Origin of the sequence: Pseudomonas sp. NFR02 (genome assembly GCF_900119375.1) — a bacterium.
GTDB lineage: Bacteria > Pseudomonadota > Gammaproteobacteria > Pseudomonadales > Pseudomonadaceae > Aquipseudomonas > Aquipseudomonas paracarnis.
This window is the reverse complement of record NZ_FPJJ01000004.1, coordinates 362,559-389,522: the sequence shown is the minus strand read 5'-3', so window position 1 is coordinate 389,522 and position 26,964 is coordinate 362,559. Positions and strand designations below refer to the sequence as shown.

Sequence of the window (26,964 nt, the reverse complement as noted above, 5' to 3'; positions counted from 1 at the left end):
CCGGCAGGGAAACTCAAGAAGCCAGTGGCGATACTTGCCAAAGCCCGTTCTGCTGAATCAATTGCCGGTCGCAGTCCGCTTCACGGGCGGCGGCCAATGGCTGCCCAGGCAAGGCCTGGACTACACGCTGACCCTCACGGCGTAACTGGCAAACCTGCTGCCAGAGCGCTGCGTCCGTACTGTCGGGCATCCAGATGCCACCAGACGGCAGCTCGACCTCAGCACGCCCCAGGGTCACCAGGGTTTTCAAATCGGTGGAAAAACCAGTGGCCGGACGCGCACGACCGAAGTCGGCGCCGATATCGTCATAGCGACCACCTTGGGCGATGGCCTGGCCAACACCCGGGACGAATACCGCGAACACCACACCGGTGTGGTAGTGGTAGCCGCGCAATTCACCCAGATCAAAATACAGCGGCAGCTCCGGGAACCGTGCCGACAGGCGCTCGGCAATTGCCAGCACATCGTCCAGTGCTGCCAATACCGGTGCCGGCGCATTCGCCAGGCGCTCACGCGCAGCCACCAGCACTTCACGGCCGCCGCACAGGTCTACCAGCGCCCGCAGCATGCCAGCCAGCTCAGCAGGCACACCTTCGGTGAGAGCGATCACTTCATCGATCGCCTTGCGCTGCAGGGCATCGAACAACTGCTGCTCCACTTCACCGGACAACCCGGCAGCGCGCGCCAAGCCACGGTAGATACCGACATGGCCCAGATCCATGTGCACATCCGGCACATCCGCCAGTTGCAGCATGGCCAGCATCAGGCTGATCACTTCAACATCGCTGCTCGGGCTGGCATCGCCGTACAACTCGGCGCCCAACTGGATCGGGCTACGGGAAGACGACAACGCACGCGGCTGGGCATGCAGTACGCTACCGGCGTAGCACAGGCGACTCGGGCCTTCGCGCCGCAGGGTGTGCGCATCGATGCGCGCCACTTGCGGCGTGATGTCGGCACGGAACCCCATTTGCCGGCCCGATTGCGGGTCGATGACCTTGAAGGTGCGCAGATCCAGGTCCTGGCCCGCGCCGGTCAGGAGGGATTCCAGGTACTCGATATGGGGAGTCACGACAAACTCGTAACCCCAGCTCTGGAACAGATCCAACACCTGGCGACGCGCTACTTCAATGCGCGCAGCTTCTGGTGGCAGTACTTCTTCGATGCCATCTGGCAGCAGCCAGCGGTCTACCGTTGCCATTACGCCATTCCCCTTTGATCCGGGCGGCCAGCCCTCGGCCGAGCCTTGAGTGAAGCAGAAAATACCCGCCCCTTGCATAAACCACGCGCAAGAGCGACGTGACGAACGGCCTGCAAACGGCCTCGTCGGGCACTTTCCTCGAAAAACCTGTCACGCCTGCCGAATCAAACATGCAGACGCAAAAAAGCCGGGAATTTCCCGGCTGCCGCATCATACACCCGTTTTCTGAAAGGATCACCCCGCCAGGCATTTTAGCCGCCCGACGGAGTGCGCCTTACAGAATCACGGGCTGGTTACTTGGACTTTTCCAGGTAGCGGAAGAAGTCGCTGCTTGGGTCCAGCACCAGTACGTCGGTTTTGTTCGCGAAGCTTTCACGGTAGGCACGCAGGCTACGGTAGAACGCGTAGAACTCCTGATCCTGGCCATAGGCCTTGGCGTAAATCGCCGCGGCTTGAGCATCACCGTCACCACGAGCCTCTTCAGACTCACGATAGGCTTCTGCCAGCAGTACACGACGCTGACGGTCGGCATCGGCACGGATACCTTCAGCCAACTCGTTACCCTTGGCGCGGTGCTCACGCGCTTCACGCTCACGCTCGGTGCTCATACGCTCGAACACGCTGCGGTTTACTTCCTTGGGCAGGTCAATGGCCTTGACGCGAACGTCAACCACTTCAATACCCAGCTCTTTTTCCGCCATGGTGTTCAGTGAGCGGGTGATGTCAGCCATCAGCGCATCACGCTCACCGGATACCACCTCGTGCAGGGTGCGCTTACCAAACTGGTCACGCAGCCCCGATTCCAGACGACGGGACAAACGCTCGTCGGCAATCTGCTTGAGGCCGGAAGTCGCGGTATAGAAGCGCTCGGCATCCTTGACGCGCCACTTGGCGTAGGCGTCAACCATCACGGCTTTCTTTTCCAGGGTCAGGAAGCGCTGTGTCGGTGCATCCAGGGTCATCAGGCGCGCGTCGAACTTGCGCACCTGGTTGACGTAGGGGACTTTCACATGCAGGCCCGGCTGGACATCCGCCTGGACCACGCGACCGAATTGCAGCAGCACCGCACGCTCGGTCTGAGCGACGATGTAGAAGCAGTTCCAGGCAGCGATGACCACGACGACGCCCACAATCAGGGCGGTCAGCGATTTATTGCTCATCAACGACTCTCCCTGGTACGTGTTTGCTGTTGCAGCAAGTCAGCGGCCGCACGGGCACTCGCTTCGTTGGCAGCGGCATTCGAACCGGTGGACGGTGCACTAGCGCCGCTACGACCACCTTCGATCATCTTGTCCAGCGGCAGGTACAGCAGGTTGTTCTGCCCACCTTTGCTGCCGGTCACGAGAACCTTGCTGGTGTTGCTGAAGACTTCCTGCATGGTGTCCAGGTACAGACGCTCGCGGGTCACTTCAGGAGCCTTGCGGTACTCGGCGACCAGCTTGGTGAAACGATCTGCCTCACCCTTGGCGCGGGAGACCACTTCATCGCGGTAACCGTTGGCATCTTCAAGGATGCGCTGGGCCTGACCACGGGCTTCCGGCACAACGCCGTTGGCATAGGTTTCAGCCTGGTTGCGCGAACGCTGCTCGTCTTCACGGGCACGGATCACGTCGTCAAAGGCTTCCTGCACTTCACGCGGTGCCGCTGCGCTCTGTACGTTCACCTGAGTGACGGTAATACCAGTGCGATAGGTATCGAGGAACCGTTGCAGGCGCTCCTTGATTTCGCTGGCCATCAATTCACGACCTTCGGTCAGCACCTGGTCCATGGCGGTGGAACCCACCACGTGGCGCAGGGCACTTTCGGTTGCGTGTTGCAGACTGATTTCCGGCTGATCAACGTTCAGCACGAAGTCCTGCAGGTTGCTGATCTTGTACTGCACGGTCAGCGGCACTTCGACGATGTTCTCGTCTTCGGTCAGCATCTGGCCCTGCTTGGTGTACGCACGCTCACGCGTCACGTTCTCCATGTACTTCTTGTCGATCGGCGGGAAATAGATGTTCAGGCCTGGCCCGACAGTCTCGTAGTACTTGCCGAAGCGCAGCACCACGGCTTGCTCCTGCTCGTCCACCACGTAGACCGCGCTGTACAGCCATACGGCCGCGAGCACGACAAGACCCAGGCCCAGCAGGCCATAGCCACCGCCCTTGCTTGTGCGACCGCCGTCGTCACCACCACGTTTTTTTCCACCACCGAACAACCCATTCAGGCTTTCCTGCAGCTTTCGGAAGGCCTCGTCGAGATCCGGTGGCCCCTTGCGGTCGCCGTTATTGCGGCGCTTACCACCCCAAGGATCCTGATTATTCGAGTTGCCACCCGGCTCATTCCAAGCCATAGCGCTCTCCATCTGATAAAGCAAAGACGCACCCACGGCGCGCCGACCAATGCTACAGAATGCCTGCTACTGCGGCACAACCGCTTTCTCAGGCTTTTATTGCAAAGTGTGTTGTTCGATAAACTCTGCCGGTACAACACCCTCTCGGCTGACCAGCCGATTGAGTTCCGAGCGTGGCAATCGAACGGCCAGCAAGCTGACACCTTCTTCGTCGTGTTCTTCTTTCTGTACCGCGCCCAACTCGAAAAACTGTGCACGCAGTCGAGCAAAACGCTGCGGCAAGCGCAAGGTGCCGACGAACAAATCGCTGCCGAGTAATTCGGCAATGGCTTGTTCCAGCAACTCCAAGCCACTGCCATCTCGCGCCGACAACCAGACCCGCTGGGGCTTGCCGTTCTCGTCGCGCTGGATCTGTGGCTCAACGCCTTCAAGCAAATCGAGTTTGTTATAGACCTCGAGGATCGGCAAGTCCTGGGCACCAATCTCGCCCAGCACCACCATGACCTGTTCAATCTGCAACATGCGATCCGGTTCGGCCGCATCGATCACGTGCAACAGCAGGTCGGAATTGCTCGACTCTTCGAGCGTAGACCGAAATGCCTCGACCAGCTTGTGGGGCAGGTGACGAATGAAACCCACGGTATCGGCCAGCACAATCGGCCCCAGGTCGTCGATGTCCAGACGCCGCAGGGTCGGGTCGAGGGTGGCGAACAGTTGGTCGGCCGCGTACACATCCGACTTGGTCACGTTATTGAACAGCGTGGATTTGCCGGCGTTGGTGTAGCCCACCAACGACACTGTAGGGATATCCGCACGGGAACGGCCACGTCGCGACTGCTCGCGCTGGCTGCGCACTTTTTCCAGGCGGCCCTTGATCTGGCGCAGGCGAACCCGCAGCAGACGCCGGTCGGTTTCCAACTGGGTTTCACCCGGGCCACGCATGCCGATACCGCCACCCTGACGCTCAAGGTGAGTCCAGCCGCGAACCAGGCGGGTGCTCATGTGATCAAGCTGGGCCAGTTCGACCTGGAGCTTGCCTTCATGGGTACGGGCGCGCTGGGCGAAAATGTCGAGAATCAGGCCGGTACGGTCGATCACGCGACACTCGAAAACACGTTCGAGGTTACGTTCCTGACTGGGCGTGAGGGTGTGATTGAAGATCACCAGATCGGCTTCTTCGGCATGAACCAGGTCGCGCAGTTCCTCGACCTTGCCGCTGCCAATCAGGTATTTGGCGGTTGGCCGATGACGCGGTACGTTAAAAAACGCAACGGTCTCGGCGCCGGCCGAATTTGCCAACTCCTGAAACTCCTGCGGATCTTCGCGCGCCTCAGGGTCCTGTCCATCCAAGTGAACGAGGATTACTCGCTCACCACCACCGTGGCGCTCAAAGAACAAAGGAGACTCCTATCAGGCGTTACCTGGCTCAGCGTCACCCTGTTCATCACCGGCTGCGCTAGGCAGACGGATTGGACGAACTGGAACGACTGTCGAGATAGCGTGCTTGTAAACCATCTGGCTGACGGTGTTTTTCAGCAGGATAACGAATTGGTCGAACGACTCGATCGTACCTTGCAGCTTGATGCCGTTGACCAGATAGATGGAAACCCCAACTTTCTCTTTACGTAAAGTATTCAAGTAAGGGTCTTGTAGCGAATGCCCTTTTGACATGTGCCGCACTCCTTTAAGGATCAATAATAAAAAATCGGAAAATAGATAGCTTATGGCCGTCACACCCCCAAGGATAGACGGCAATTGCAAGGACTCAGCTCAATATGGAGACCGTTCCCAAGTATTTCAAGGCGCGTGACAGATTGTCGCTGTCCAGGCTGTCCAACCAGTGCAAATCGCTCCAGCTGCGCAGCCAGGTGAACTGGCGCTTCGCCAACTGGCGCGTGGCGATGATGCCGCGCTCCTGCATTTCGGCTGACGTCAGCTTGCCATCCAGATGATCCCAGACTTGGCGGTAGCCTACAGCACGTATCGAAGGCAGCCCTGCATGCAGGTCACCTCTTGAACGCAGTGCTACGACCTCGTCCACAAACCCCTGTTCCAACATAATTGTGAATCTTTGTGCAATTCGTTCATGCAGCACCTGGCGATCTGCCGGAGCGATGGCCAGATTCGCCACAGTATAGGGCAATTGTGACTGTCCAGATGCGCCTGCATCAGTACTTTGCGCACTTTGTTTCAGCCGATGTTCAGTCATGGTCTGGCCACTGACGCGCCAGACCTCCAGGGCGCGTGTGAGCCGCTGGGGGTCATTGGGGTGAATACGTGCCGCAGACACCGGATCTACCGCCGCCAACTGATCATGAAGGGCCTTCCAGCCAAGGCGCGCAGCCTCTTCTTCAAGTTCGGCGCGCACCTGGGCATCGGCAGGCGGCATATCGGCCAGGCCTTCCTGCAACGCCTTGTAGTAGAGCATGGTGCCGCCCACCAGCAGCGGGATATTGCCGCGCGCGGTGATCTCGGCCATGGCCGCCAGGGCGTCGGTGCGAAAATCCGCCGCCGAATAGCTCTGCGCCGGATCGATGATGTCGATCAACTTGTGCGGATACTGGGCCAACAGCGCCTTCGACGGCTTGGCCGTACCGATATCCATGTCCCGGTAAACCAGGGCAGAGTCGACGCTGATCAATTCGCAGGGCAGCACCTTGGTCAGCTCGATGGCCAGGTCGGTCTTGCCGGCGGCCGTGGGGCCCATCAGGAAAATGGCGGGAGGCAAGGCACTCATCAGCGGCCGCGCAAAAATAGTTTGTCCAGATCATCCAGGCCCATCTGGGTCCAGGTCGGTCGGCCATGGTTGCATTGGCCGCTGCGCTCGGTGTTTTCCATGTCGCGCAGCAGGCCGTTCATTTCCGGCAGGGCCAGGCGGCGGTTGGCGCGGATGGCGCCGTGGCAGGCCATGGTGCCGAGCAATTCGTTGATATGCGCCTGGATACGGTCACTGGTGCCGTACTCCATCAGGTCTGCCAGTACGTCGGCCACCAGGCGGTTGGCCTCGGCCTGCTTGAGCAGCGCGGGAATCTGGCGGATCGCCAGGGTTTCCGGGCCCAGGCGTTGCAGTTCGAAGCCCAGCTTCTGGAACACACTGTGATGTTCTTCTGCGCAGTCGGCTTCACGCTGGCTCACCGCCAGGGATTCGGGCACCAGCAGCGGCTGGCCGCTGAGGCCTTCGCTGGCCATGGCGATCTTCAGGCGCTCGTACATGATCCGTTCATGGGCAGCGTGCATGTCCACCAGCACCAGGCCATGGGCGTTTTCGGCGAGGATATAAATGCCTTTGAGCTGCGCCAGGGCATAGCCCAGCGGCGGAATATCACCGCCGCCTTCGGGCAACGCCACAGCAGCACCCGGCTCGGCACCCGGCAACGGCGCGAAAAACTCACGGTACGCCGCCTGGGCTTCGGCCACCGGCGCCGTCGATTGCGGGCGCGGTGTGTATTGGTACTGATAACCCGCACCGGCACCCGAATTCGGCGCCGTGTAGGCTGGCTGCGCCTGCGGCGATTGCAGCAGGTTGGCCGCCAGGCTCATCTCACCCTGGGGGCCGAACTCGCCGGCTTCCGGACCGCTCGGGCGTACCACGGCCGTGACAATCGGCGCCGACAACTGATCATCCGGGCGCACGTCACCCAAGGCGCGGTGCAGCGTGCCGTAGAGGAAGTCATGCACCATGCGCCCGTCACGGAAGCGCACCTCGTGTTTGGTCGGGTGCACGTTGACGTCGACCACCGAAGGGTCAACCTCAAAGAACAGCACAAAAGTCGGGTGTCGCCCGTTGAACAGCACATCGCGATAAGCCTGGCGCACCGCATGGGCCACCAGTTTGTCGCGGACCGCCCGGCCGTTCACAAAGAAATACTGCAAATCGGCCTGGCTGCGGGAGAACGTCGGCAACCCGACCCAGCCCCACAACCTCAAGCCATTGCGCTCGATCTCAATCGGCAGCGCCTGCTCCAGGAACCCGCTGCCACACACCGCCGCCACCCGCCGAGCACGGGCGGCGTCGTCGTTGGCTTCGTGCAGGCTGAGGATGGTCTTGCCATTGTGGCGCAGGTGAAAGGCCACGTCGAAACGGGCCAGGGCCAGGCGCTTGATGACTTCTTGCAGGTGATCGAATTCGGTTTTCTCGGCTTTGAGGAATTTGCGCCGCGCAGGGGTATTGAAAAACAGGTCGCGCACTTCCACTGAGGTACCCACCGGGTGCGCCGCCGGCTGGACCCGAGGCGCCATGTCGCGGCCTTCGGTTTCCACCTGCCAGGCTTGCTCGGCGCTGCGGGTGCGGGAGGTCAGGGTCAGGCGGGCCACGGAGCTGATGGAGGCGAGGGCCTCACCACGAAAGCCCAGGCTCATGACCCGCTCCAGGTCCTCCAAGTCGCGGATCTTGCTGGTGGCGTGGCGGGCCAGGGCCAGGGGCAGGTCATCCGAAGAGATGCCGCTGCCATCGTCACGTACCCGCAGCAGCTTGACGCCGCCCTGCTCCACATCGACATCAATGCGTTTGGCACCCGAGTCGATGCTGTTTTCCAGCAACTCCTTGATCACCGACGCCGGGCGCTCAACCACCTCACCCGCGGCGATCTGGTTGGCAAGGCGCGGGCTGAGCAATTCAATGCGTGAGCCGCTGTTCAAGGTGGATTCGCTCATCACTGCGCCGCCAATGAAGTACCGGGGATGGTCAACACCTGGCCGATCTTCAACTCATCGGTTTTCAGGTTATTGGCGCTGCGCAAGGCTGCAGGCGTGACCTGGAAACGCACGGCCAGCATGGCAACGGTATCACCGGGCTGCACACGATGGTCACGCGGGCCCTGGGCGATTTTGCCGGAGTCGCGCAGCCAGGCGATATAGGTGCCCGGCGGCGGGTTCTGCTGGAAGAACTGGCGCACACCGGCGCTGATGGAGCGCGCCAGCGCTTGCTGGTGGCTGGCGCTGGCCAGTTTCGACGCTTCGTTGGCGTTGGAGATAAACCCGGTTTCCACCAGGATCGACGGGATATCCGGCGATTTCAACACCATGAACCCGGCTTGTTCTACGCGCTGCTTGTGCAGCGAGGTCACGCGGCCGATATTGCTCAGGACTTTCTGGCCCACGTTGAGGCTGGAGGTCAGCGAGGCGGTCATCGACAGGTCGAGCAGTACGCCTGCGAGCATCTTGTCCTTGTCATCAAGGGAGACGTTGCCGGCCCCGCCGATCAAGTCGGAACGGTTTTCACTGTCGGCCAGCCAGCGCGCAGTCTCGGAGGTAGCGCCGCGATCCGACAGGGCAAATACCGAGGCGCCAAAGGCAGCGGTTGAAGGCGCGGCGTCGGCGTGAATGGACACGAACAGGTCAGCGCCCTTCTTACGGGCAATTTCGGTACGGCCACGCAACGGAATGAAGTAGTCACCGGTACGGGTCAGCTCAGCGCGGTAGCCTTTCATGCCGTTGACCTGGCGCTGCAGTTCACGGGCGATGGCGAGCACCACGTCTTTCTCATGCTGGCCGCGGGAGCCGGAAGCCCCAGGGTCTTCGCCACCGTGGCCGGCGTCGATCACCACGATAATGTCGCGCTTGCCTGCCGGGGCAGGCGGCGGTGGTGGCAGCTTGACCTGGGGTTGCGAAGGGTTGACCGGCACCGCAGGCACCGTCGCCACGCTCGGCGTTGGCGCAGGCGGCGGTGCGGCGTCGGCGGGGTTGTCGAACAGGTCGACCACCAGGCGGTTGCCGTACTGGGCGTTGGGGGCCAGGGAGAAGCTTTTGGGGGTCACGGCCTTTTTCAGGTCGATGACCACACGCAGGTCGGTCGGCGTACGCTGGGCCGAGCGCATGGCGGTAATGGGCGTGTTGGCGGTGGAGACTTTCAGCGGCGCGGCCAGGCTGGCACCGTTGATGTCGATCACCAGGCGATCAGGCGCCGTCAAGGTAAAGACGCTGTGCTGGACCGGGCCAGACAGGTCGAACACCAGTCGCGTGTTATCCGGCGCTCGCCACAGGCGAACACTTTTCACCTGTGAAGCAGCCAGAGCATTGACAGTCATTGCCGCAAGCAACACCCCCACGACAGCAACCAACGCGCGAAAGCGCATACCTAACCCCACCAATTATTTGAATTCCAATGCCAGAGCAGCACACCACGACTCAGCGCGTGGGCTCTGGGGCAACAACTTCAGCTGACGTCCGTGCTCATGCGGCGTAATGGTAATGGTCAGGTCCGGCTTTGGCAAAAAGCCTGTGCCTTTATTTGGCCACTCGATCAGGCACAGCGCATCATCGTCGAAGTAATCACGGATGCCCATGAACTCCAACTCTTCCGGATCGACCAGGCGATAGAGGTCGAAGTGGAAAGCACGCACGTCGCCGATCTCGTAAGGCTCGACCAACGTGAAGGTCGGGCTTTTTACCGCGCCGGTATGGCCAAGGCCGCGAATAATCCCCCGGGACAATGTGGTTTTGCCTGCGCCCAGGTCGCCCTCGAGAAAGATCAACCCGGCCCCTTGCGTGACCTGCGAAATACGCTGACCCAACGCGACCATGGCCTCTTCATCTGCCAGGAAAAGAATTACTTCAGGCACGGCGACTGCTCCTCCAGCAATTGACGAATGGCGGGGATCAGGTCGCTGGCGGCCAAGCCGCGACCAAAACTGCCCTGGCGGTCTCCGGCGGTCGCGTGCAACCACACGGCCAGGCAGCTCGCTTCGTACGCGGGCATACCCTGAGCCAATAGTGCCCCGACCAGACCGGCCAAAACATCACCGAGCCCAGCTGTTGCCATCGCCGGGTGGCCTTGATCACACCGCGACACACGCCCATCCGGGCTGGCAATCAAACTGCCAGCACCCTTGAGGATAGTCACGGCATTGAATCTTTGGCTCAACGCGCGCGCCACCTTAAGGCGATCAGCCTGAACCTCGGCTGTCGAGAGCCCCAACAAACGCGCAGCTTCGCCCGGATGAGGGGTAATTACACAGTTGGCCGGCAGCTCGACGCTGCCAGTGGCCAGTTGATTGAGCGCATCGGCATCCCACACCTGCGGCAGGCTGGCATTGGCCGCGACCGACAACAAGCTCTTGCCCCAGGCGGCATCGCCGAGGCCTGGGCCAATGACGATCACCGAGATTTTTTCCAGCAGGCCCATCAACTGGTTGGCTGAGCTCACGCCGACGGCCATGACCTCCGGCAGCCGAGCCAGAGCGGCCGGCACGTGTTCCGGCCGCGTCGCCAGCGAGACCATGCCGGCGCCGCTGCGCAAGGCGCTTTCGCTGCTCAGCAACGCCGCGCCGCCAACGCCACGGTCACCACCGATGACCAGCAGGTGGCCGAATTGGCCCTTATGGGCGTCCGGGGAACGCGCAGCCAGTTGCGGCAAATGGCCGGGCAACAACAGCTGAACGTCGGTAATTGGGTGTTTTGTCTGAGGCATGCGTCTTCAAGCTCCGATGTCTGGCAGAATTATACGCATCTAACCTGTGGTTTCCCGTGTCTCATGCCTGCTATTACCTCCGATCTGCCCGCCCTCGCCCAATCGATCAAAGACTGGGGTCGCGAGCTGGGCTTTCAGCAAGTCGGCATCAGCGGCCTCGACCTGGCTGAGCATGAACAGCACCTGCAACGCTGGCTCGACGCGGGTTACCACGGCGAGATGGAATACATGGGCGCCCACGGCAGCAAACGCTCCCACCCCGACGAGCTGGTGCCCGGCACCTTGCGCGTGGTGTCACTGCGCATGGACTACCTGCCCGGCGACACCCAGATGGCGCAACTACTGGCCCAGCCGGAAAAAGCCTATATATCGCGCTACGCCCTGGGCCGCGACTACCACAAGCTGATCCGCAAGCGCGTGCAGCAACTGGCCGACCGCATCCAGGCGCAGATCGGGCCGTTCGGCTTTCGCGCCTTTGTCGACAGCGCGCCCGTCCTGGAAAAAGCCATTGCCGAGCAAGCGGGCCTGGGCTGGATAGGTAAAAACACCCTTGTGCTCAACCGCAAGGCCGGCAGTTATTTCTTCCTGAGCGAGCTGTTTGTCGATTTGCCCTTGCCGGTAGACCCACCCCACACCACCGAACACTGTGGCCGCTGCACCGCCTGCCTGGACATCTGCCCCACTAACGCCTTCGTCGGCCCCTATGTACTGGACGCCCGGCGCTGCATTTCCTACCTGACCATCGAACTCAAGAGCGCCATCCCCGAAGACCTGCGCCCACTGATCGGCAACCGGGTATTTGGCTGCGATGACTGTCAGATCGTTTGCCCGTGGAATCGTTTCGCCCGACCCACCGCCGAAAGCGATTTCAAGCCACGGCACAATCTGGATAACGCTGAACTGGCCGAATTGTTTATGTGGGACGAGGATAAATTCCTCAGCAGCACCGAGGGCTCGCCCCTGCGCCGTGCCGGTTATGAGCGCTGGTTACGCAACCTGGCAGTGGGCCTGGGCAATGCGCCCTCCAGCATTCCGGTATTGGAGGCACTCAAGGCGCGGCGGGACTTCCCGTCGGAGTTGGTACGCGAACACGTGGAATGGGCGCTGAACCAGCACGCGGCCCGCTAGTGTACGTCGTCGTTGTAGACGAACTTGGGCATTTCCCAGTGAAAACGGATCGCCAGCAAGCGCAATAGAAAGCCGCTGAACAGCGTCAGCAGAATCGCCTGTTCGCTGGGCAGTTCCAGATACAGGCACAGCAAGTAGAACCAGGCGGCCAGGAACGACACGCTGGCGTACAACTCGCGGCGGAAGATCAGCGGAATGTCGTTACAGAAGATATCCCGCAGGATGCCGCCGAATACGCCGGTGATGACCCCGCTGACCGACGCCACCAACATGCCGTGGCCCATTTCCAGGGCGGTCATGCAGCCAATCAGGGTAAACGCCACCAACCCCAAGGCGTCCAGCGCCAAAAACAGCGAGCGCAGGCGGCGCATCAACGGCGCGATAAAGATCGTCACCAGTGCCGCGACGGAGGTCAGCACCAGGTATTCCGGGTGCTTGACCCAGGTCAGCGGGTAGTGGCCAAGCAACACATCGCGCACCGAACCGCCGCCCAAGGCCGTCACGCAAGCGATCAGCACCACGCCAAACCAGTCCATGCCACGCCGCCCCGCAGACAGGGCGCCAGTCATGGCTTCGGCGGTGATGGCGACGAGGTAGAGCATCAGCAACATGATGGCGATCCTGACAGAGAGGCCGGCAGTCTAATCATTTGCCGAGGGCACCAAAAGGGGGCGCTTGGCGATAAACCGCGTCGCCTGTATCGCAGGCAAGCCAGCTCCCACACTTTGAATTTACAAATGCAGCCAAATGTGGGAGCTGGCTTGCCTGCGATGGCGCATTCACTGGCGCCGCAGAATCAAGCCTTGATGAAATGTTTGCGGTAATGCTGCAACTCGGCAATTGACTCGCGAATATCATCCAGCGCCAGGTGCGTGCTGCCTTTATGGAAGCTGTCTTTGACTTCCGGCGCCCAACGCGCAGCCAGTTCCTTCAAGGTCGACACGTCCAGGTTGCGGTAGTGGAAGTAACTTTCCAGCCCCTTCATGTGCGTATAAAGGAAGCGACGGTCCTGGCAGATGCTGTTGCCGCAGATCGGCGATTTGCCCTTGGGCACCCATTTTTCCAGGAAGGCGATGGTTTCGGCCTCGGCTTCGGCCATGCTGATGCGGCTGTCGCGCACGCGCTGGGTCAGCCCGGAGTTACCGTGGGTGCGGGTGTTCCACTCGTCCATGGTGGCGAGTACGGCGTCGCTGTGGTGGATGGCGATCACCGGGCCTTCGGCCAAGGTGTTGAGGTTGCTGTCGGTGACAATGGTCGCCATCTCGATGATGACGTCGGTGTCGGGGTTCAGACCGGTCATTTCCAGATCGATCCAAATCAGGTTCTGTGGGTTTTGCATGGCTTGATTCTCTTGGCACCTTGGCGTAGCCGGGCAGTTTAGCAGGCGGGGGCGTGCTAGACTCGCGACCGTTTTACCCAACTTTTGCATTATCGACACGGAACACCAATGGCCAAACGCCAGCTCAACCGTCGCCAAAACTGGCGCATCGAAAAGATTCAAGGTGAACGCGCCGCCCGCGCCGCCAAACGTGAATCCTCCGCCGTGGAAGCGCTCGAGGGCGGCGACCTGGGGCCCGAACAAACCGGCTTGGTGATCGCGCACTTTGGTGTGCAGGTCGAAGTCGAGGCGCTCGAAGGCGAACTCGCGGGCCAGGTGTTCCGTTGCCACTTGCGCGCCAACCTGCCCGCGCTGGTCACCGGCGACAAGGTGGTGTGGCGTGCCGGCAACCAGGGCATCGGCGTCATCGTCGCCCAGTTGCCGCGCAGTACCGAGCTGCGCCGCCCCGACAGCCGTGGGCAGCTCAAGCCGGTGGCGGCCAACGTTGACATGATCGTGATCGTGTTCGCGCCACTGCCCGAACCCCATGCCAACCTGATCGACCGCTACTTGGTCGCGGCCGAGCATGCTGGCATCCGCCCGTTGCTGCTGCTGAACAAATTCGACCTGATCGACGAGCAGAACGCCCCGGCGCTCAATGCGCTGCTGGCGGTCTATCGCACCCTGGGCTACCCGGTGCTGGAAGTGTCGGCTCACCACGGCAACGGCATGGAACAACTGCAACAGCAGTTGGACGGGCGGATCAGCGTGTTCGTCGGCCAGTCAGGCGTGGGCAAGTCGTCGCTGGTCAACAGCCTGTTGCCTGAAGTCGAAACCCGCGTGGGCCCGCTGTCGGAACTGTCCGGCCAGGGCACCCACACCACCACCACCGCGCGGTTGTTCCACTTCCCGGGCGGCGGCGAGTTGATCGACTCACCGGGTATCCGTGAATTCGGCTTGGGCCACGTCAGCCGCAGCGATGTGGAAGCGGGCTTCATCGAGTTCAACGACCTGATCGGCACCTGCCGCTTCCGCGACTGCAAACACGACCGCGAACCGGGTTGTGCATTGCTCAAGGCACTGGAAGATGGGCGCGTGCAGCAGCAGCGGATGAACAGCTATCGGTCGATTATTGCGAGCTTGCCTGAGAGCAATTATTGACGGTCAATTTCTTGATACACATAAACCAGCGGGCTGAAAGCCCTAGCCCATTGATTTAACAGGAGCAGGCATCAAGAATTCGAGTCAACTGGGTGGCTGATACGCACAAGCCAGCTTGTATTCGGATTTCCTGATGCTCATAATTGCTCCGTCACCAGCGAAAGCTGGCAGGAGTCTGGATCCTTTTCGGAGTTGATCCAGCGGCGCAGAAGGGGCGAAGCAAGCTCCACTGCGTGTCGAATGAAGCCGCCTTCGGGCGGCTTTGCTTTTTGTGGGGAATTAACATTTGGCTCTCTACTATCACCCCAAACAAGGCGACGTTTTGCTGTGTGACTTCACCCGAGGCTTTGTCGCCCCGGAAATGCTGAAGATCCGCAAAGTCGTAGTGATATCTCCTACCGCGACCCACAGTCGCAAGCTCTGCACCGTGGTGCCAATCTCCTCTACTGCACCAGCGACCCAATACGACTGGCACCATTTGCTACGCACCAATCCACTTCAGTCCGATGGCTATAAAGAGCTATGGGTGAAGTGCGACATGATTTATACCGTCAGCTTTGAGCGCCTCGACAAGTTGCATAGAAAGACTCGCTCCAAAGGTCGAGAGTACTTCGTCCCACGCCTGTGCGCCGACGACATGCGAGGCGTAGTCAGTGGTGTCAAAGCGTACCTCCCACTTTGAACACACATGAAAACGCCCCGAATGATCGGGGCGTTTACGTTTCCAGCGCTTAGATCAACTATGACCCCGGTGCAGGCGCCGTAGGATCCTTGACGCCCCCGTCATCAAACAGGTTCAGCTTCTGGCGCAGCTCATGGGCTGGCAGCGGTTCCTGCTCCGGAGGCAGCGCGTTCGGGTCGGCCGGCACTTCGCCTGGCGCACCGTCGCCCTGGGTCGGTGCCGGTAGCGGTGGTTGATCACCCTCAATCGCACGCTGGGCTTTTTTGGTCAGCACCACGATGTCGATACGGCGGTTGACCGGGTTGTACGGGTCTTTGGGATCAAACAGCTGCGAGGAGGCAAAGCCCACCACCCGCGCCACTTGCGGGTCCGGGTAGCTGCCGGCCACCAGCGCACGTCGGGCAGCATTGGCGCGGTTGGCCGAGAGTTCCCAGTTGCCGAAATCACCCTGGCCCGCGTAGGGCTTGGCGTCGGTGTGCCCGCTGATGCTGATCTTGTTGGGCACCGCCTTGATGGTGTCAGCCATGGCCAGCAGGATGTCTTCAAAGTACGGCTTCAAGCGCGCACTGCCCGAGTCGAACATCGGCCGGTTGGCGGCATCGGTAATCTGGATGCGCAGCCCCTCGGGGGTGATCTCGAAGGAAATCTGGTCCTTGAACTTCAGCAACTGTGGGTTTTCTTCAACCTTGTTCTGCAATTCCTGCAGCAACAGTTCCAGTCGCTCCTGTTCGACCTGCTCGGCCATGGATTCGACAGTGTCGCGCTCGATCGGGATTTTTTCCTGAGGCGATTCAGTTTGCACTTCCGGGTTGATGGTGCGCTCGGGCGCCAGTTCCGGCGAGCCGCCCAGGTCAATGACAAACGGCGTACCGCTTTCCGAAAAGCCAATCGGGTCTTTGAAGTAGCCGGCGATGGCGATTTTCTGTTCTGGCGTAGCGGTGGACATCAGCCACAACACCAGGAAGAACGCCATCATCGCCGTGGCAAAGTCGGCGAAGGCGATTTTCCAGGCGCCGCCATGGTGCCCCGCAGCGAAGCGCTTGACGCGCTTGATGATGATCGGCTGGTTGTTTTCCATGGCTTAGCGACCGCGAACCGCTTGTTCCAGCTCGGAGAAGCTTGGGCGATGTTTCGGGTACAGCACCTTGCGCCCGAACTCCACAGCCAGCGACGGCGGCATGCCCGAGGCCGATGCCACCAGGCACGCCTTGATCGCTTCGTAGAGGTTGATTTCTTCCTTGGCATCGTGGGCCAGGGAGGTGGCGAGCGGGCCGAAGAAACCATAGGCGGCGAGAATACCGAAGAAGGTCCCCACCAGCGCCGCACCTACGTGCATGCCGATGGCCGCCTGATCGCCTTCGCCCAGGGACGCCATGGTCACCACGATACCCAGTACCGCTGCGACAATACCGAAACCGGGCATGCCGTCGGCGATGCCGGTCACGGCGTGGGAAGGATGCTCCAGCTCTTCCTTGAGGCTGAACAACTCCATGTCGAACAGGCCTTCCAGCTCGTGGGGCGCCATGTTGCCGGAGGACATGATGCGCAGGTAATCACAGATATACGCGGTCATGCGCTCGTCTTTGAGCACGGCCGGGTACTTGGCAAAAATCGGGCTGGCCGCGGCGTCTTCGATATCGCCTTCGATCGCCATCATGCCTTCGCGGCGGCTTTTGTTGAGGATCTCGTAGATCAGCCCCAGCACTTCCAGATAAAACGTGTGGGAGAAGCGCGAGCTGAACATGCCCAGGGACTTCTTGACCACGTGCATGGTCATATAGCCTGGGTTGGCCTGCAAAAATGCGCCGAACGCGGCACCGCCGATAATCAGCACTTCGAAAGGCTGGATCAGTGCGGCGATTTTACCGTGGGAGAGGACGTACCCTCCGAGCACACTTGCGATGACGACAATGATGCCGATAATTTTAGCCATAGGAGAGGGGTACTTGCGCCGTCGGGTTCATGGACATATTGGGTGCAGCAGAAAACTCTTGTTCTACTTATCGGCAAAACTGCGCCAGACTATAGCCCGCTAAGGCGAAAAGCCAATTCGGCCCGTTCCGGGCGTGTTGAACGCAAGTGATGATCGCGCCCCAATCATGGCAATTGAAACGACAGTCCCAACAAACCGCCCCACTACCCTCGCCGCTTGGATCAAGTGCCTGGACGACGTGCTGCTGCCCGTGCCCCAGGCCAGCCATGAACGCGTGTGCAAAGCTATTCGCGATAGCCGCAGTTCATTGCGAGATATTGCTGAGTTGATGCAAAACAGTCCGGCCCTGGTGCTGAGTGTGATGCGCGAAGCCAACAGCCAAGCCCACGGCAGCCTGGCCGAACCTGCGGAAAACCTTGAAGTCGCACTTAACCGTCTTGGCCTCAAACGTGCCGAAGAGCTGTTGGCGCGCCTGCCTTCGGTACCCGCCCGGGAAATCCCCGTGGCCTTGCGTCAACTGTTGCTAATCAGCCAGCACGCATCCCAGCAAGCTAACGGTTTGTTCGGCAGTCGCCTGGCGCGGTTGTGGCAGGACATCCACTGGGGCAGCCTGCTGTTTTTGTCGCCACTGTGGCCGATGGCCGTCGCCTACCCCAAGCTTTTGGAAGAGTGGGAGTTGCGGGTGATCCATAAAGGCCAATCGGCACGCCAGGTCGAGCAACAGCTGTTCGGCGTGCGCTTGCTCGACCTGTGCCTGGGCCTGACCGAAGCCTGGCACCTGCCGATCTGGGTTTCACAGGGCTACAAGTTGCTGTTGGCCGAGCAACGCCTGCTGGTCAAGGCGCTGCACATTGCCCGTCAAGACGATGCCCTGCGTCACCAGCAATTGCTCGATGCCGAGCCCAACCTGCGACGCTGGCTGAACCAGCCGGCCAATACCGTATTGCTGGCCAATGGCCTGGCGATGTCGGCCCAGGAATCCTGGACCTGCCCGCACACAGAGCGCTGGCAATACCTGACGGCGCTGTACCTGCAAACGCCATTGAGCGATGTGCAACAGCAAGCCCACCAGCAAGCGGTGACCAGCGCGCGTACCACCTTGATGCCCGACCTCTGGCACCCGGCGCTGTCGCTGATCTGGCCGTGGCATGTGCAGAAAGTCCATCGCGGCTTGCTGCCTGCACCACCGCCCACGGCCGAAGCCTTGGCCGTGTGGCGCACGCGCTGCACCGAGTTGCTGGTGGAGCCGAGCCGCTTTGCCAACGCCATGCACCTGACCACTTGCGCCAAGGAAGCCTTGGTCGCCAGTGGCATGCAGCGGGTACTGATATTCATGGCAGATCGCGCCTTGAGCACCTTGCGTGTACACCAGGCCGACGGCCTGCCCAAGGACGCGGCTCACCTGAGCCTGGATGTGGTGAACAGCACATTGCTGCAACGCCTGCTGGAAAAGTCCGCCCAGGTACGCCTGAACCCCGACAACCATGTGCAGTTTTCCGCATTGCTGCCACCGATCCTGCGTCGTCTGTTTATTGGCGAGCATCTGCTACTGCGCTCACTGAGCTGCAACGGCCGTGTGGTCATGCTGATCGTGGCGGACCAGGGCGGCGGGCCGTTCTCGGAAACCACCGTCCAAGCGTTCGGCAAAACCGCCCAATGCATCGAGAAAGCTCTGCACAGCTTTACCAACCGCAGCGCCTGATGCTTGCGCTACAATCACCGGCCTTTATCGCCAACATTTGTGCCCAGGAGACCTCACATGCCTGACTTCTCTGGCTTGCCGCTGGTGATCGAATCCGCCGACCTGTTGGGTCGCCTCGATTCCAAGCACTTGATACTGGTAGACCTCACCAGTGTCGCCCGCTACGCCGAAGGGCATATCCCCGGCGCGCATTTCGTTGACCCCAAGCGCACCCAACTGGGACAGCCACCGGCACCCGGCCTGCTACCAAGCAAGGCCGACCTGGAAAAACTGTTCGGCGAACTGGGCCACACCCCGGACGCCACCTATGTGGTCTACGACGACGAAGGCGGCGGTTGGGCCGGGCGTTTTATCTGGATGCTCGACGTGATCGGCCACCAGAAATATCACTACCTCGACGGCGGCCTGCTGGCTTGGCTGGAGGAAGGGCACCCGCTTTCCACCGATGTGCCCCCAGCAGCCGGCGGCCCGGTCAGCCTTACGCTGCACGACGGCCCTACCGCCACCCGTGAATACCTGCAAAGCCGTCTCGGCGCGGCCGACCTGGGGATCTGGGACGCCCGTGGCCCGCTGGAGTATTCCGGCGAGAAAGTGCTCGCAGCCAAGGGCGGCCACATTCCCGGCGCGGTGAACTTCGAATGGACTGCCGGCATGGACAAGGCGCGCAACCTGCGTATCCGCCGTGACATGCCGCAAATCCTCGAAGACCTCGGGCTGACCAAAGACAAAGAAATCATCACCCACTGCCAGACTCACCACCGCTCTGGCTTCACCTACCTGGTGGCCAAGGCGCTCGGTTATCCGCGAGTCAAAGGTTATGCCGGTTCCTGGGGCGAATGGGGCAACCACCCCGACACCCCCGTTGAGATTTAAGGTTTAAGGACAGTTATGAAAAAGCAGTTGTTTATCCTCAGCCAGTACTTGCTGCCGCACCACTTGCTGTCGCGCCTGGCTGGTTGCATCGCCGAGTGCCGCGTGCGCTGGTTCAAGAACGCCTTCACTGCCTGGTTCGCCAAGCGCTACCAGGTGGACATGTCCCAGGCCCTGGTGGAAGACCTGAGCGCCTATGAGCACTTCAACGCCTTCTTCACCCGCGCGCTGAAAGACGGCGCCCGCCCGTTGGATCCAACCCCAGGTGCAGTGTTGAGTCCTGCCGATGGCGCGGTCAGCCAGCTAGGCCCGATCGAACATGGCCGTATCTTCCAGGCCAAGGGCCACAGCTTCAGCGTGCTGGAACTGCTCGGTGGCGATGCCGCAATGGCTGCGCCGTTCATGGGCGGCGAGTTCGCGACAATTTACCTGTCGCCCAAGGACTACCACCGGGTGCACATGCCACTGGCCGGTACCCTGCGCGAGATGGTGTATGTGCCAGGGCGGATTTTCTCGGTCAACCAGACCACCGCCGAAAACGTGCCGGAACTGTTCGCCCGTAACGAGCGCGTTGTCTGCTTGTTCGACACCGAACGCGGCCCGATGGCCGTGGTGTTGGTAGGTGCGATGATCGTTGCGTCGATTGAAACCGTGTGGGCCGGTTTGGTAACGCCGCCGAAACGCGAGCTGAAAACCTTCCGCTACGACGAAGCGGCCCGCGCGCCGATTCATCTGGACAAGGGTGCGGAACTGGGTCGTTTCAAACTGGGCTCCACTGCCATCGTGCTGTTCGGGCCGGACCAGGTGAAGTGGGCTGAAGAACTGGCAGCGGGTACGCCGGTGCAGATGGGCCAGGGTATCGCACTGCCGAAAGCCTGATATTGCAGTTGATCGTTCCCACGCTCCGCGTGGGAATGCAGCCCGAGGCGCTCTGCGCCCAAAGCGTGACGCAGAGCGTCACTGGAGGCGTTCCCACGCGGAGCGTGGGAACGATCAGTGACAGTGAGATCGGCTTATAGCTGACCGTCGCGGTCACGCAAGCCCAGCAGATACAGCACGCCATCCAGCCCCAGTGTCGAAATCGCCTGCTTGGCCGATTGCTTGACCAACGGTTTGGCACGGAACGCTACGCCCAACCCGGCAATCGCCAGCATCGGCAAGTCATTGGCGCCGTCGCCGACCGCAATGGTCTGCTCCAGGCGCAAGCCTTCCTTATGGGCCAATTCCTTGAGCAGGTCGGCCTTGCGCTGGGCGTCGACAATCGGCTCCACCGCGACGCCAGTCACTTTGCCATCCACCACTTCCAGCTCGTTGGCGAATACATAGTCAATGCCCAGCTTGGCCTGCAACTGCTTGGCGAAGTACGTGAAGCCGCCGGACAGGATGGCGGTCTTGTAGCCCAGTCGCTTGAGTTCGGCGAACAGGGTTTCGGCGCCTTCAGTCAGGCGCAGCGACGCGCCGATCGAATCCAGCACACCCACATCCAGGCCCTTGAGCAGCGCCAGACGCTCCTTGAAGCTGGCACGAAAATCCAGCTCGCCGGCCATCGCGCGCTCAGTAATCTCAGAAACTTGCTCGCCCACACCGGCCGCCTTGGCCAGCTCGTCGATGACTTCGGCTTCGATCAAGGTGGAGTCCATGTCGAACACCGCCAAGCGGCGGTTGCGACGGAACAGGGAGTCTTCCTGGAAGGCGATATCGACATTCAGTTCCTGGGCCACGCTCAGGAAGTCGGCGCGCAGCGCTTGCGCGTCAGCCGGTTCACCGCGCACGGAGAACTCGATGCAGCCCTTGCCTTTGTCAGCCGGGGTGTCCAATGGCATGCGACCCGACAGACGGTCAATATGGTCGATATTCAATCCGTATTGCGCGGTGATCGAACTGACGCGCTGCAGCTGCTCAGCCGTTACCTTGCGGGTCAACAGGGTGACGATATGGCGCTTTTTACCCTGGCCTTCGACCCAGTGCTGGTAGTCAGCTTCGGACACCGGGGTGAAACGTACCTGTTGATCGAGCTTATACGCCGTAAACAGGATGTCCTTGAGTACCGAGGAGGCCTGCTCGGTGCTGGGGATCTCCACCAGGATGCCGAACGACAAGGTGTCGTGGATCACTGCCTGGCCGATGTCGAGAATGTTCACACCACCCTGGGCCAGGACGCCGGTAATGGCTGCGGTGAGACCCGGTCGGTCTTCACCCGTGATGTTGATCAGGACAATTTCGCGCAAAGCGCACCCCCAGGCTGGAAAAAAACCGCATTCTACCCACTTTCAGTGACCATCGGGCACAGGCAGCGCTTTGCCGGCCAGGGGCCTGTCGCTATACTGCGCGTCAACTTCACGGACCAAGAGCCGAGCGCAAGTGAACCGGCCCACGCCAGTAAAAACCGATAACTTCTTCCTGCTGATCTTCCGGGCACTGCGCCATCGCCGTGTACCGATTGCATTGCGCATCGCCAGCCATAACGTGATCCTGGTCGCTCTGGCCCTGGTGATCTACGCCTGCGTGATGGGTTTGCAGTTCAAGCAGGCCATGCACGAGCAAGCTGACGCCCTGGGCGCGAGCCTGACAACCCAGACTGCCACTTCGGCGACTGAGTTGCTGGTGTCCAACGACATCCTCAGCCTCAACGTATTGCTCAACAACCTGACCAAGAACCCGCTGGTGGCCCACGCCGCCATCTATAGCGTGGACAACCGGATCATGGCCGAGGCCGGGCAGCGCCCGAAAAACGGCCTGCTCGGTGAGGCCGAGGGCCTGTATCAGAGCAATATCACGTTCCAGGACGTGAAGGCCGGCCAACTGCGTATCAGCCTTGATATGCAACAGTTCCAGCAGCCGATGACCATCAGCCTGCAAAGCATGGGCATCCTGAGCGCGATCCTGCTGGCCTTGGCCCTGGCCTTGAGCCTGCGCCTTGGTCGGCATATCTCCACGCCGTTGATGCAACTGCGCATCTGGCTGCGGGATATCGACGAACACACCCCGGCCACCGATCGCCAGGACGAAATCGGCGACCTCGCGCGCCAGCTCCACACCAGCTTTGCCCCGGAGCCGAAAGCGCCTGAAGTCGAGCCTGAGCCTGAGTACGACGACACCGAGGACTACAACGACGAGCCTGAGTTTGAAGTGCGCGACCTGCGCGACCCAGGCTTCGACGAAAGCGCCCCGGTGGCCGGCCTCAAGCCTGCGCCGCGCCATGTGATCAAGGCTGAGGAAGACGAGCTGGACGACGAAGACCCGTTCGCCGACCTGCGCGACACCTCGGCAGCCGCCCCAGTCGCTGCGCCCAAACCGGTTGCGGTCAAGAACGCCGAGCCACAGCACAGTGCTGTACTCGCCGTGCAACTGGGTGCCCAGGAGCAACTGCGCCGCCTGCCCCGCGCCCGCCTGACCGAACTGCTCGAACGCTACCGTGACTGCCTCGACCAGGCCGCTTCGCTCTACCAGAGCGAACTGCACACCCTGAACGATGGCAGCACGCTGATGCTGTTCCACAGCGAAGACAGCGGCGAGGACTACCTGACCAATGCCATCTGCTGCGGCGAGCTGTTGCGCGCCCTGGGCCACGCCCTGCAGATCGAAGTGGCCGACAGCGGCATTACCCTGCAACTGCAGCTGGGCCTAACCGTGGGTGACGACCTGTTTGGCATGAGCCAGATCGACCTGCTGCTGACCGAAATCGCCCAGGATGCCCTGGCCCTGTCCCAGCACAGCCGCAACCTGCTGTTGGTGGAGCGCAAGATCAGCGAAGACACACTGATCCGCCAACGCGCGCGTATCCGCCCGATTGCCAGCCCTGAGGGGGCCAGCTGTGTGGAGCGATTGATGGAGCCGTATCCGTCGATGCTGGAGCGACAGTTGGCGCGGATGCACGAGACCCGTAAGCCCTGAGGCTAAGGCCTTTTGTAGGAGCGAGCTTGCTCGCGAAAAACTCACAGACGCCGCGTTTATTCAGAAAGCACGCGTTATCGTTGACGCTTTTCGCGAGCAAGCTCGCTCCTACAGAGCAGCCCAATAAAAAGGCCCGCTTATTCAGCGGGCCTTTTGTTTGTGCGCCATTCAGATCAGAATCTGAACACTTCCAAATCCGTACGAATCGGCGTGGCCATCGGCATCTTCGGTTTTTCCGGGGCCGCAGGCTTGGCCTGGGCGGGGGCCTGCTTACGCGGTTGCGCTTCGGCAATCGGCGGCTGGTTGGCCAATGGTTTGAGCGCCACCGACAACTGCTGTGCCAAGTGCTGCAACAGCACACCCTGGGCCTGGACCTGGGACGCAGTGGTGCCGGCGTGCTCTTCCTGCAGATGCACAATGCGGTTGTCCCGCACCTGCCCGCGACGGTCGATCAGGCGCCACTGTGCATCCAGGATCGCCGGTTGCGACTTGCCGGAATCCAGCCGCGTAATGGTCAGCAACACCTGTACATCCGGGGTGAACCCGGAGGGTCCCGGTGCCAGGACCACACGCTGGCTGTCCAGCTGGCCGGCGACCTGACGCAACATCAACTGGTTGATATCCGACGACAGGCTACCGGCCCAACGACCATCTGTGGAACCTTGCAGGCTGCCGTCGTTCTGACGTTGAAGCAGGGTTTCGCGTTGCAGGTAATCGGCAACCACTACCGGCCCCAGCAATACGGCCATGCCAGCGGTTTGGGCTGGCTGAGCCGGACTTCCGCTGTCCAGCTGGTACAGCGACACCGGTTGATGTGTGCTGCAACCCGCCAACCCCAAAAGGCCAGCGAGCATCAAAAATAGAGGAAGGCGTGGAGCAGTCATCATCCCATCCAAGTGGCTGCCACAAGGCGAACCACAATGTAATACTAAAAATAACCTGAACACGCTCGGCCACGCCGGCGCTGGAAAGGCCATATCATCCGTGAATATGCGCCATGACTCCAGCGCGAAAGCATCGATCTACGCGTTAAATCGTAGATCGAGGCCTCTAGTACCGCTTAAACCGGCGTTTCGACCAGCAAGGCATCCACTCGCTGGAAGCCTCGTGGCAGTTTGTTACCTCGCCGGCCACGCTCACCCTTGTAGTGTTCAAGGTCGTCAGGGCGCAATGACAACGTGCGCTTGCCGGCCTGGAGCACCAGGGTAGAACCTTCCGGGACCACGGCGATGTCAGTCACATACTCCTCGCGACTGGCCACCCGGTCACCGGGAATCCCGATGATCTTGTTGCCTTTACCCTTGCCCAGCTGCGGCAAGTCGCTGATCTTGAACACCAGCAAGCGCCCTTCGGTGGTCACCGACGCCAGCCAGTTACTCTCCCGATCCTCCACCGGCCTTGGCAGGATCACCTTGGCATTGTTCGGCAGGCTCAACAGCGCCTTGCCCGCCTTGTTCTTGGCCTGCAGGTCTTCACCCTTGACCACGAAACCGTAACCGGCGTCGGAGGCGATGACATACAGCGAATCATCGTCCGGCAACAGCACGCACTCGAAATTCGCCCCCGGTGGCGGCGTGAGGCGCCCGGTCAACGGCTCGCCCTGCCCCCGTGCAGACGGCAGGGTGTGGGCCGGCACCGAATAACTGCGCCCGGTCGAGTCGATAAACACCGCGAATTGATTGGAACGCCCGGCGGCAGCGGTCTTGAAGCCATCACCGGCTTTGTACGAAAGGCCGGTGGCGTCAATATCATGCCCTTTGGCGGAGCGAACCCAACCCTTTTCCGACAGAACGACGGTAATTTTCTCGTTGGGCAACAGCTCGGTTTCGGTCAGCGCCTTGGCTTCAGCGCGCTCGACGATAGGCGAGCGACGGTCATCGCCATAGGTTTCGGCGTCTTTGATCAGTTCGCTGCGCACCAGCTTCTTGAGCTTGGCTTCGCTGCCCAGCAGGGCTTGCAGCTTGGCTTGTTCCTTGAGCAGGGCATCCTGCTCGTCGCGCAGCTTCATTTCTTCCAGGCGTGCCAACTGGCGCAAGCGGGTGTCAAGAATGTAGTCCGCCTGGATTTCGCTCAGCTCGAAACGCGCGATCAGCTCGGCCTTCGGATGCTCGGCGGTACGGATGATATGGATCACTTCATCCAGGTTGAGGTAGGCGATCAGCAAGCCGTCCAACAGGTGCAAGCGGCGCTCGACCTTGTCGAGGCGAAATTGCAGGCGGCGACGCACGGTCTGCACGCGGAATTCCAGCCATTCCACCAGCAGATTGCGCAGGTTCTTCAACTGCGGCTTGCCGTCCAGGCCGATGATATTGACGTTGACCCGGTAGCTGGACTCCAGGTCGGTGCTGGCAAACAAGTGCTGCATCAGCACTTCATGATCCACCCGGCTGTTGGTCGGGATGATCACGATGCGGCATGGGTTCTCATGGTCGGACTCGTCACGCAGGTCGGCCACTTGTGGCAATTTCGACGGCTTGGCCTGCATCAACGCGGCGATCTGCTCCAGCACCTTGGCACCCGATACCTGGTGCGGCAGCGCGGTCACAATAATGTCGCCGTCCTCGATGTGGTACACCGCGCGCATACGCACCGAGCCCTTGCCCGTTTCGTACATCTTCAGCAGGTCCGCGCGCGGCGTGATGATTTCTGCTTCGGTCGGGTAATCCGGGCCCTGGATATGCTCGCACAGCTGCTCGACCGTAGCCTTGGGCTCATCCAGCAAACGCACGCAGGCAGTGGCGACTTCGCGCAGGTTGTGCGGCGGCACATCGGTGGCCATGCCGACCGCAATACCGGTGGTGCCGTTGAGCAGGATATTCGGCAAACGCGCCGGCAACACCAGGGGTTCGTCGAGGGTGCCGTCAAAGTTCGGCCCCCAGTCGGCAGTGCCCTGGCCCAGCTCGCTGAGCAGCACTTCGGAATAACGCGACAGCCGCGCCTCGGTGTAACGCATGGCGGCGAAGGATTTGGGGTCATCCGGTGCACCCCAGTTACCCTGCCCGTCCACCAGGGTATAGCGGTAGCTGAACGGCTGGGCCATCAGCACCATGGCTTCATAGCACGCCGAATCACCGTGGGGGTGGAATTTACCCAGCACGTCACCGACAGTACGCGCCGATTTCTTGTGCTTGGAATCAGCGTCCAGGCCCAACTCACTCATGGCGTAGATGATGCGCCGTTGCACGGGCTTCAGGCCGTCGCCGATATGCGGCAAGGCACGGTCCATGATCACGTACATGGAGTAGTTGAGGTAGGCATTTTCGGTGAATTCAGCCAGCGACCGGCGTTCTACGCCATCTAAGCTGTCTGCGAGGATGTCACTCATGCGGGCC

The 26,964-nt window shown here is 61.0% G+C and carries 24 protein-coding genes; 7 read left to right on the top strand and 17 right to left on the bottom strand.

Going from position 1 to position 26,964, the window contains the following annotated elements; translation table 11 throughout:
- Nucleotides 1-13: 13 nt before the first annotated feature.
- The 10 genes from BT199_RS15185 to BT199_RS15140 form a co-directional block, all read right to left on the bottom strand.
- On the bottom strand, nucleotides 14-1,201 hold the full coding sequence (locus tag BT199_RS15185; RefSeq protein WP_003188066.1) for an ATP phosphoribosyltransferase regulatory subunit: 1,188 nt from the start codon (nucleotides 1,199-1,201) through the stop codon (nucleotides 14-16).
- 293 nt (nucleotides 1,202-1,494) lie between these two features.
- Entirely contained in the window at nucleotides 1,495-2,361 is an 867-nt protein-coding gene (gene hflC, locus BT199_RS15180; protein ID WP_003188064.1) for a protease modulator HflC, read from the bottom strand.
- Nucleotides 2,361-3,536, bottom strand: a complete 1,176-nt coding sequence (hflK, locus tag BT199_RS15175) for an FtsH protease activity modulator HflK (RefSeq protein WP_003188062.1) — start codon at nucleotides 3,534-3,536, stop codon at nucleotides 2,361-2,363. The genes hflC and hflK overlap by 1 nt, the downstream gene beginning before the upstream one ends.
- Nucleotides 3,537-3,632: 96 nt before the next feature.
- Nucleotides 3,633-4,934: a ribosome rescue GTPase HflX gene (gene hflX / locus BT199_RS15170; protein ID WP_003188061.1), complete on the bottom strand. Its 1,302-nt coding sequence runs from the start codon at nucleotides 4,932-4,934 to the stop codon at nucleotides 3,633-3,635.
- Nucleotides 4,935-4,946: 12 nt separating this feature from the next.
- The gene (gene hfq / locus BT199_RS15165; protein ID WP_003188059.1) at nucleotides 4,947-5,207 is read right to left on the bottom strand and encodes an RNA chaperone Hfq; all 261 of its coding nucleotides are present in this window, start codon (nucleotides 5,205-5,207) and stop codon (nucleotides 4,947-4,949) included.
- A 94-nt stretch (nucleotides 5,208-5,301) separates the two neighbouring features.
- Nucleotides 5,302-6,273 (bottom strand): tRNA (adenosine(37)-N6)-dimethylallyltransferase MiaA, encoded by a 972-nt coding sequence (gene miaA, locus BT199_RS15160; RefSeq protein WP_072434868.1) that lies wholly within the window; start codon nucleotides 6,271-6,273, stop codon nucleotides 5,302-5,304.
- Nucleotides 6,273-8,189, bottom strand: coding sequence for a DNA mismatch repair endonuclease MutL (gene mutL, locus BT199_RS15155; RefSeq protein WP_069868915.1), 1,917 nt, complete (start codon nucleotides 8,187-8,189; stop codon nucleotides 6,273-6,275). Before mutL ends, miaA begins: the two co-directional genes overlap by 1 nt.
- Nucleotides 8,189-9,610, bottom strand: coding sequence for an N-acetylmuramoyl-L-alanine amidase (locus BT199_RS15150; RefSeq protein WP_003188054.1), 1,422 nt, complete (start codon nucleotides 9,608-9,610; stop codon nucleotides 8,189-8,191). The genes mutL and BT199_RS15150 overlap by 1 nt, the downstream gene beginning before the upstream one ends.
- Nucleotides 9,611-9,625: 15 nt before the next feature.
- Nucleotides 9,626-10,096, bottom strand: a complete 471-nt coding sequence (tsaE, locus tag BT199_RS15145) for a tRNA (adenosine(37)-N6)-threonylcarbamoyltransferase complex ATPase subunit type 1 TsaE (RefSeq protein ID WP_014716665.1) — start codon at nucleotides 10,094-10,096, stop codon at nucleotides 9,626-9,628.
- The gene (locus tag BT199_RS15140; protein ID WP_072434867.1) at nucleotides 10,084-10,944 is read right to left on the bottom strand and encodes an NAD(P)H-hydrate dehydratase; all 861 of its coding nucleotides are present in this window, start codon (nucleotides 10,942-10,944) and stop codon (nucleotides 10,084-10,086) included. The genes tsaE and BT199_RS15140 overlap by 13 nt, the downstream gene beginning before the upstream one ends.
- A 63-nt stretch (nucleotides 10,945-11,007) precedes the next feature.
- Here BT199_RS15140 and queG point away from each other — a divergent pair, with 63 nt between their 5' ends.
- The gene (gene queG, locus BT199_RS15135) at nucleotides 11,008-12,072 is read left to right on the top strand and encodes a tRNA epoxyqueuosine(34) reductase QueG (protein WP_072434865.1); all 1,065 of its coding nucleotides are present in this window, start codon (nucleotides 11,008-11,010) and stop codon (nucleotides 12,070-12,072) included.
- On the opposite strand, the gene BT199_RS15130 is transcribed toward queG, so the two are convergent.
- Together BT199_RS15130 and orn are read right to left on the bottom strand one after the other, a co-directional pair.
- Nucleotides 12,069-12,686, bottom strand: coding sequence for a trimeric intracellular cation channel family protein (locus tag BT199_RS15130; RefSeq protein ID WP_169856984.1), 618 nt, complete (start codon nucleotides 12,684-12,686; stop codon nucleotides 12,069-12,071). The two genes, queG and BT199_RS15130, sit on opposite strands and share 4 nt — an antisense overlap.
- 182 nt (nucleotides 12,687-12,868) lie before the next feature.
- Nucleotides 12,869-13,411, bottom strand: a complete 543-nt coding sequence (gene orn, locus BT199_RS15125) for an oligoribonuclease (RefSeq protein WP_003171343.1) — start codon at nucleotides 13,409-13,411, stop codon at nucleotides 12,869-12,871.
- Nucleotides 13,412-13,519: 108 nt separating this feature from the next.
- Between orn and rsgA the strand changes: the two genes are divergently transcribed.
- Both rsgA and BT199_RS15115 read left to right on the top strand, forming a co-directional pair.
- The gene (gene rsgA, locus BT199_RS15120) at nucleotides 13,520-14,551 is read left to right on the top strand and encodes a small ribosomal subunit biogenesis GTPase RsgA (RefSeq protein WP_072434863.1); all 1,032 of its coding nucleotides are present in this window, start codon (nucleotides 13,520-13,522) and stop codon (nucleotides 14,549-14,551) included.
- Between the two features lie 286 nt (nucleotides 14,552-14,837).
- The gene (locus BT199_RS15115; RefSeq protein WP_014716661.1) at nucleotides 14,838-15,233 is read left to right on the top strand and encodes a type II toxin-antitoxin system PemK/MazF family toxin; all 396 of its coding nucleotides are present in this window, start codon (nucleotides 14,838-14,840) and stop codon (nucleotides 15,231-15,233) included.
- Between the two features lie 58 nt (nucleotides 15,234-15,291).
- Here BT199_RS15115 and motB read toward each other — a convergent pair whose 3' ends face one another.
- Nucleotides 15,292-16,311: a flagellar motor protein MotB gene (motB, locus tag BT199_RS15110; protein ID WP_014716660.1), complete on the bottom strand. Its 1,020-nt coding sequence runs from the start codon at nucleotides 16,309-16,311 to the stop codon at nucleotides 15,292-15,294.
- 3 nt (nucleotides 16,312-16,314) lie between these two features.
- A complete protein-coding gene (motA, locus tag BT199_RS15105) occupies nucleotides 16,315-17,166 on the bottom strand; it encodes a flagellar motor stator protein MotA (protein WP_003188041.1) in 852 nt (283 codons plus the stop codon).
- Nucleotides 17,167-17,332: 166 nt separating this feature from the next.
- Here motA and BT199_RS15100 point away from each other — a divergent pair, with 166 nt between their 5' ends.
- Genes BT199_RS15100 through asd form a run of 3 tightly spaced genes read left to right on the top strand, consistent with a single transcriptional unit; the run spans nucleotide 17,333 to nucleotide 20,617 of the window.
- Nucleotides 17,333-18,868, top strand: coding sequence for an HDOD domain-containing protein (locus tag BT199_RS15100; protein ID WP_072434861.1), 1,536 nt, complete (start codon nucleotides 17,333-17,335; stop codon nucleotides 18,866-18,868).
- A 57-nt stretch (nucleotides 18,869-18,925) separates the two neighbouring features.
- Entirely contained in the window at nucleotides 18,926-19,741 is an 816-nt protein-coding gene (locus BT199_RS15095) for a rhodanese-like domain-containing protein (RefSeq protein WP_014716657.1), read from the top strand.
- Nucleotides 19,742-19,756: 15 nt separating this feature from the next.
- Entirely contained in the window at nucleotides 19,757-20,617 is an 861-nt protein-coding gene (asd, locus tag BT199_RS15090; RefSeq protein ID WP_072434859.1) for an archaetidylserine decarboxylase, read from the top strand.
- 134 nt (nucleotides 20,618-20,751) lie between these two features.
- On the opposite strand, the gene serB is transcribed toward asd, so the two are convergent.
- Nucleotides 20,752-21,966: a phosphoserine phosphatase SerB gene (gene serB, locus BT199_RS15085; RefSeq protein WP_003188034.1), complete on the bottom strand. Its 1,215-nt coding sequence runs from the start codon at nucleotides 21,964-21,966 to the stop codon at nucleotides 20,752-20,754.
- 133 nt (nucleotides 21,967-22,099) lie between these two features.
- On the opposite strand from serB, the gene BT199_RS15080 reads away from it, so the two are divergent.
- Nucleotides 22,100-23,632 (top strand): HAMP domain-containing protein, encoded by a 1,533-nt coding sequence (locus BT199_RS15080; RefSeq protein ID WP_072434857.1) that lies wholly within the window; start codon nucleotides 22,100-22,102, stop codon nucleotides 23,630-23,632.
- Nucleotides 23,633-23,805: 173 nt separating this feature from the next.
- On the opposite strand, the gene BT199_RS15075 is transcribed toward BT199_RS15080, so the two are convergent.
- Together BT199_RS15075 and parC are read right to left on the bottom strand one after the other, a co-directional pair.
- Nucleotides 23,806-24,519, bottom strand: coding sequence for a PqiC family protein (locus BT199_RS15075; protein WP_032873461.1), 714 nt, complete (start codon nucleotides 24,517-24,519; stop codon nucleotides 23,806-23,808).
- Between the two features lie 173 nt (nucleotides 24,520-24,692).
- Entirely contained in the window at nucleotides 24,693-26,957 is a 2,265-nt protein-coding gene (gene parC, locus BT199_RS15070) for a DNA topoisomerase IV subunit A (protein ID WP_020301636.1), read from the bottom strand.
- Nucleotides 26,958-26,964 lie beyond the last annotated feature (7 nt).

Excerpts from the sequence above, each read along its gene's own strand:
- BT199_RS15075 (WP_032873461.1), bottom strand. The coding sequence starts at position 24,519 with ATGATGACTGCTCCACGCCTTCCTCTATTTTTGATGCTCGCTGGCCTT.
- rsgA (WP_072434863.1), top strand. The coding sequence starts at position 13,520 with ATGGCCAAACGCCAGCTCAACCGTCGCCAAAACTGGCGCATCGAAAAG.
- queG (WP_072434865.1), top strand. The coding sequence starts at position 11,008 with ATGCCTGCTATTACCTCCGATCTGCCCGCCCTCGCCCAATCGATCAAA.
- BT199_RS15150 (WP_003188054.1), bottom strand. The coding sequence starts at position 9,610 with ATGCGCTTTCGCGCGTTGGTTGCTGTCGTGGGGGTGTTGCTTGCGGCA.
- motB (WP_014716660.1), bottom strand. The coding sequence starts at position 16,311 with ATGGAAAACAACCAGCCGATCATCATCAAGCGCGTCAAGCGCTTCGCT.
- hflK (WP_003188062.1), bottom strand. The coding sequence starts at position 3,536 with ATGGCTTGGAATGAGCCGGGTGGCAACTCGAATAATCAGGATCCTTGG.
- mutL (WP_069868915.1), bottom strand. The coding sequence starts at position 8,189 with ATGAGCGAATCCACCTTGAACAGCGGCTCACGCATTGAATTGCTCAGC.
- BT199_RS15100 (WP_072434861.1), top strand. The coding sequence starts at position 17,333 with ATGGCAATTGAAACGACAGTCCCAACAAACCGCCCCACTACCCTCGCC.
- hflC (WP_003188064.1), bottom strand. The coding sequence starts at position 2,361 with ATGAGCAATAAATCGCTGACCGCCCTGATTGTGGGCGTCGTCGTGGTC.
- asd (WP_072434859.1), top strand. The coding sequence starts at position 19,757 with ATGAAAAAGCAGTTGTTTATCCTCAGCCAGTACTTGCTGCCGCACCAC.
- hfq (WP_003188059.1), bottom strand. The coding sequence starts at position 5,207 with ATGTCAAAAGGGCATTCGCTACAAGACCCTTACTTGAATACTTTACGT.
- miaA (WP_072434868.1), bottom strand. The coding sequence starts at position 6,273 with ATGAGTGCCTTGCCTCCCGCCATTTTCCTGATGGGCCCCACGGCCGCC.
- BT199_RS15095 (WP_014716657.1), top strand. The coding sequence starts at position 18,926 with ATGCCTGACTTCTCTGGCTTGCCGCTGGTGATCGAATCCGCCGACCTG.
- BT199_RS15140 (WP_072434867.1), bottom strand. The coding sequence starts at position 10,944 with ATGCCTCAGACAAAACACCCAATTACCGACGTTCAGCTGTTGTTGCCC.
- parC (WP_020301636.1), bottom strand. The coding sequence starts at position 26,957 with ATGAGTGACATCCTCGCAGACAGCTTAGATGGCGTAGAACGCCGGTCG.
- orn (WP_003171343.1), bottom strand. The coding sequence starts at position 13,411 with ATGCAAAACCCACAGAACCTGATTTGGATCGATCTGGAAATGACCGGT.
- motA (WP_003188041.1), bottom strand. The coding sequence starts at position 17,166 with ATGGCTAAAATTATCGGCATCATTGTCGTCATCGCAAGTGTGCTCGGA.
- BT199_RS15185 (WP_003188066.1), bottom strand. The coding sequence starts at position 1,201 with ATGGCAACGGTAGACCGCTGGCTGCTGCCAGATGGCATCGAAGAAGTA.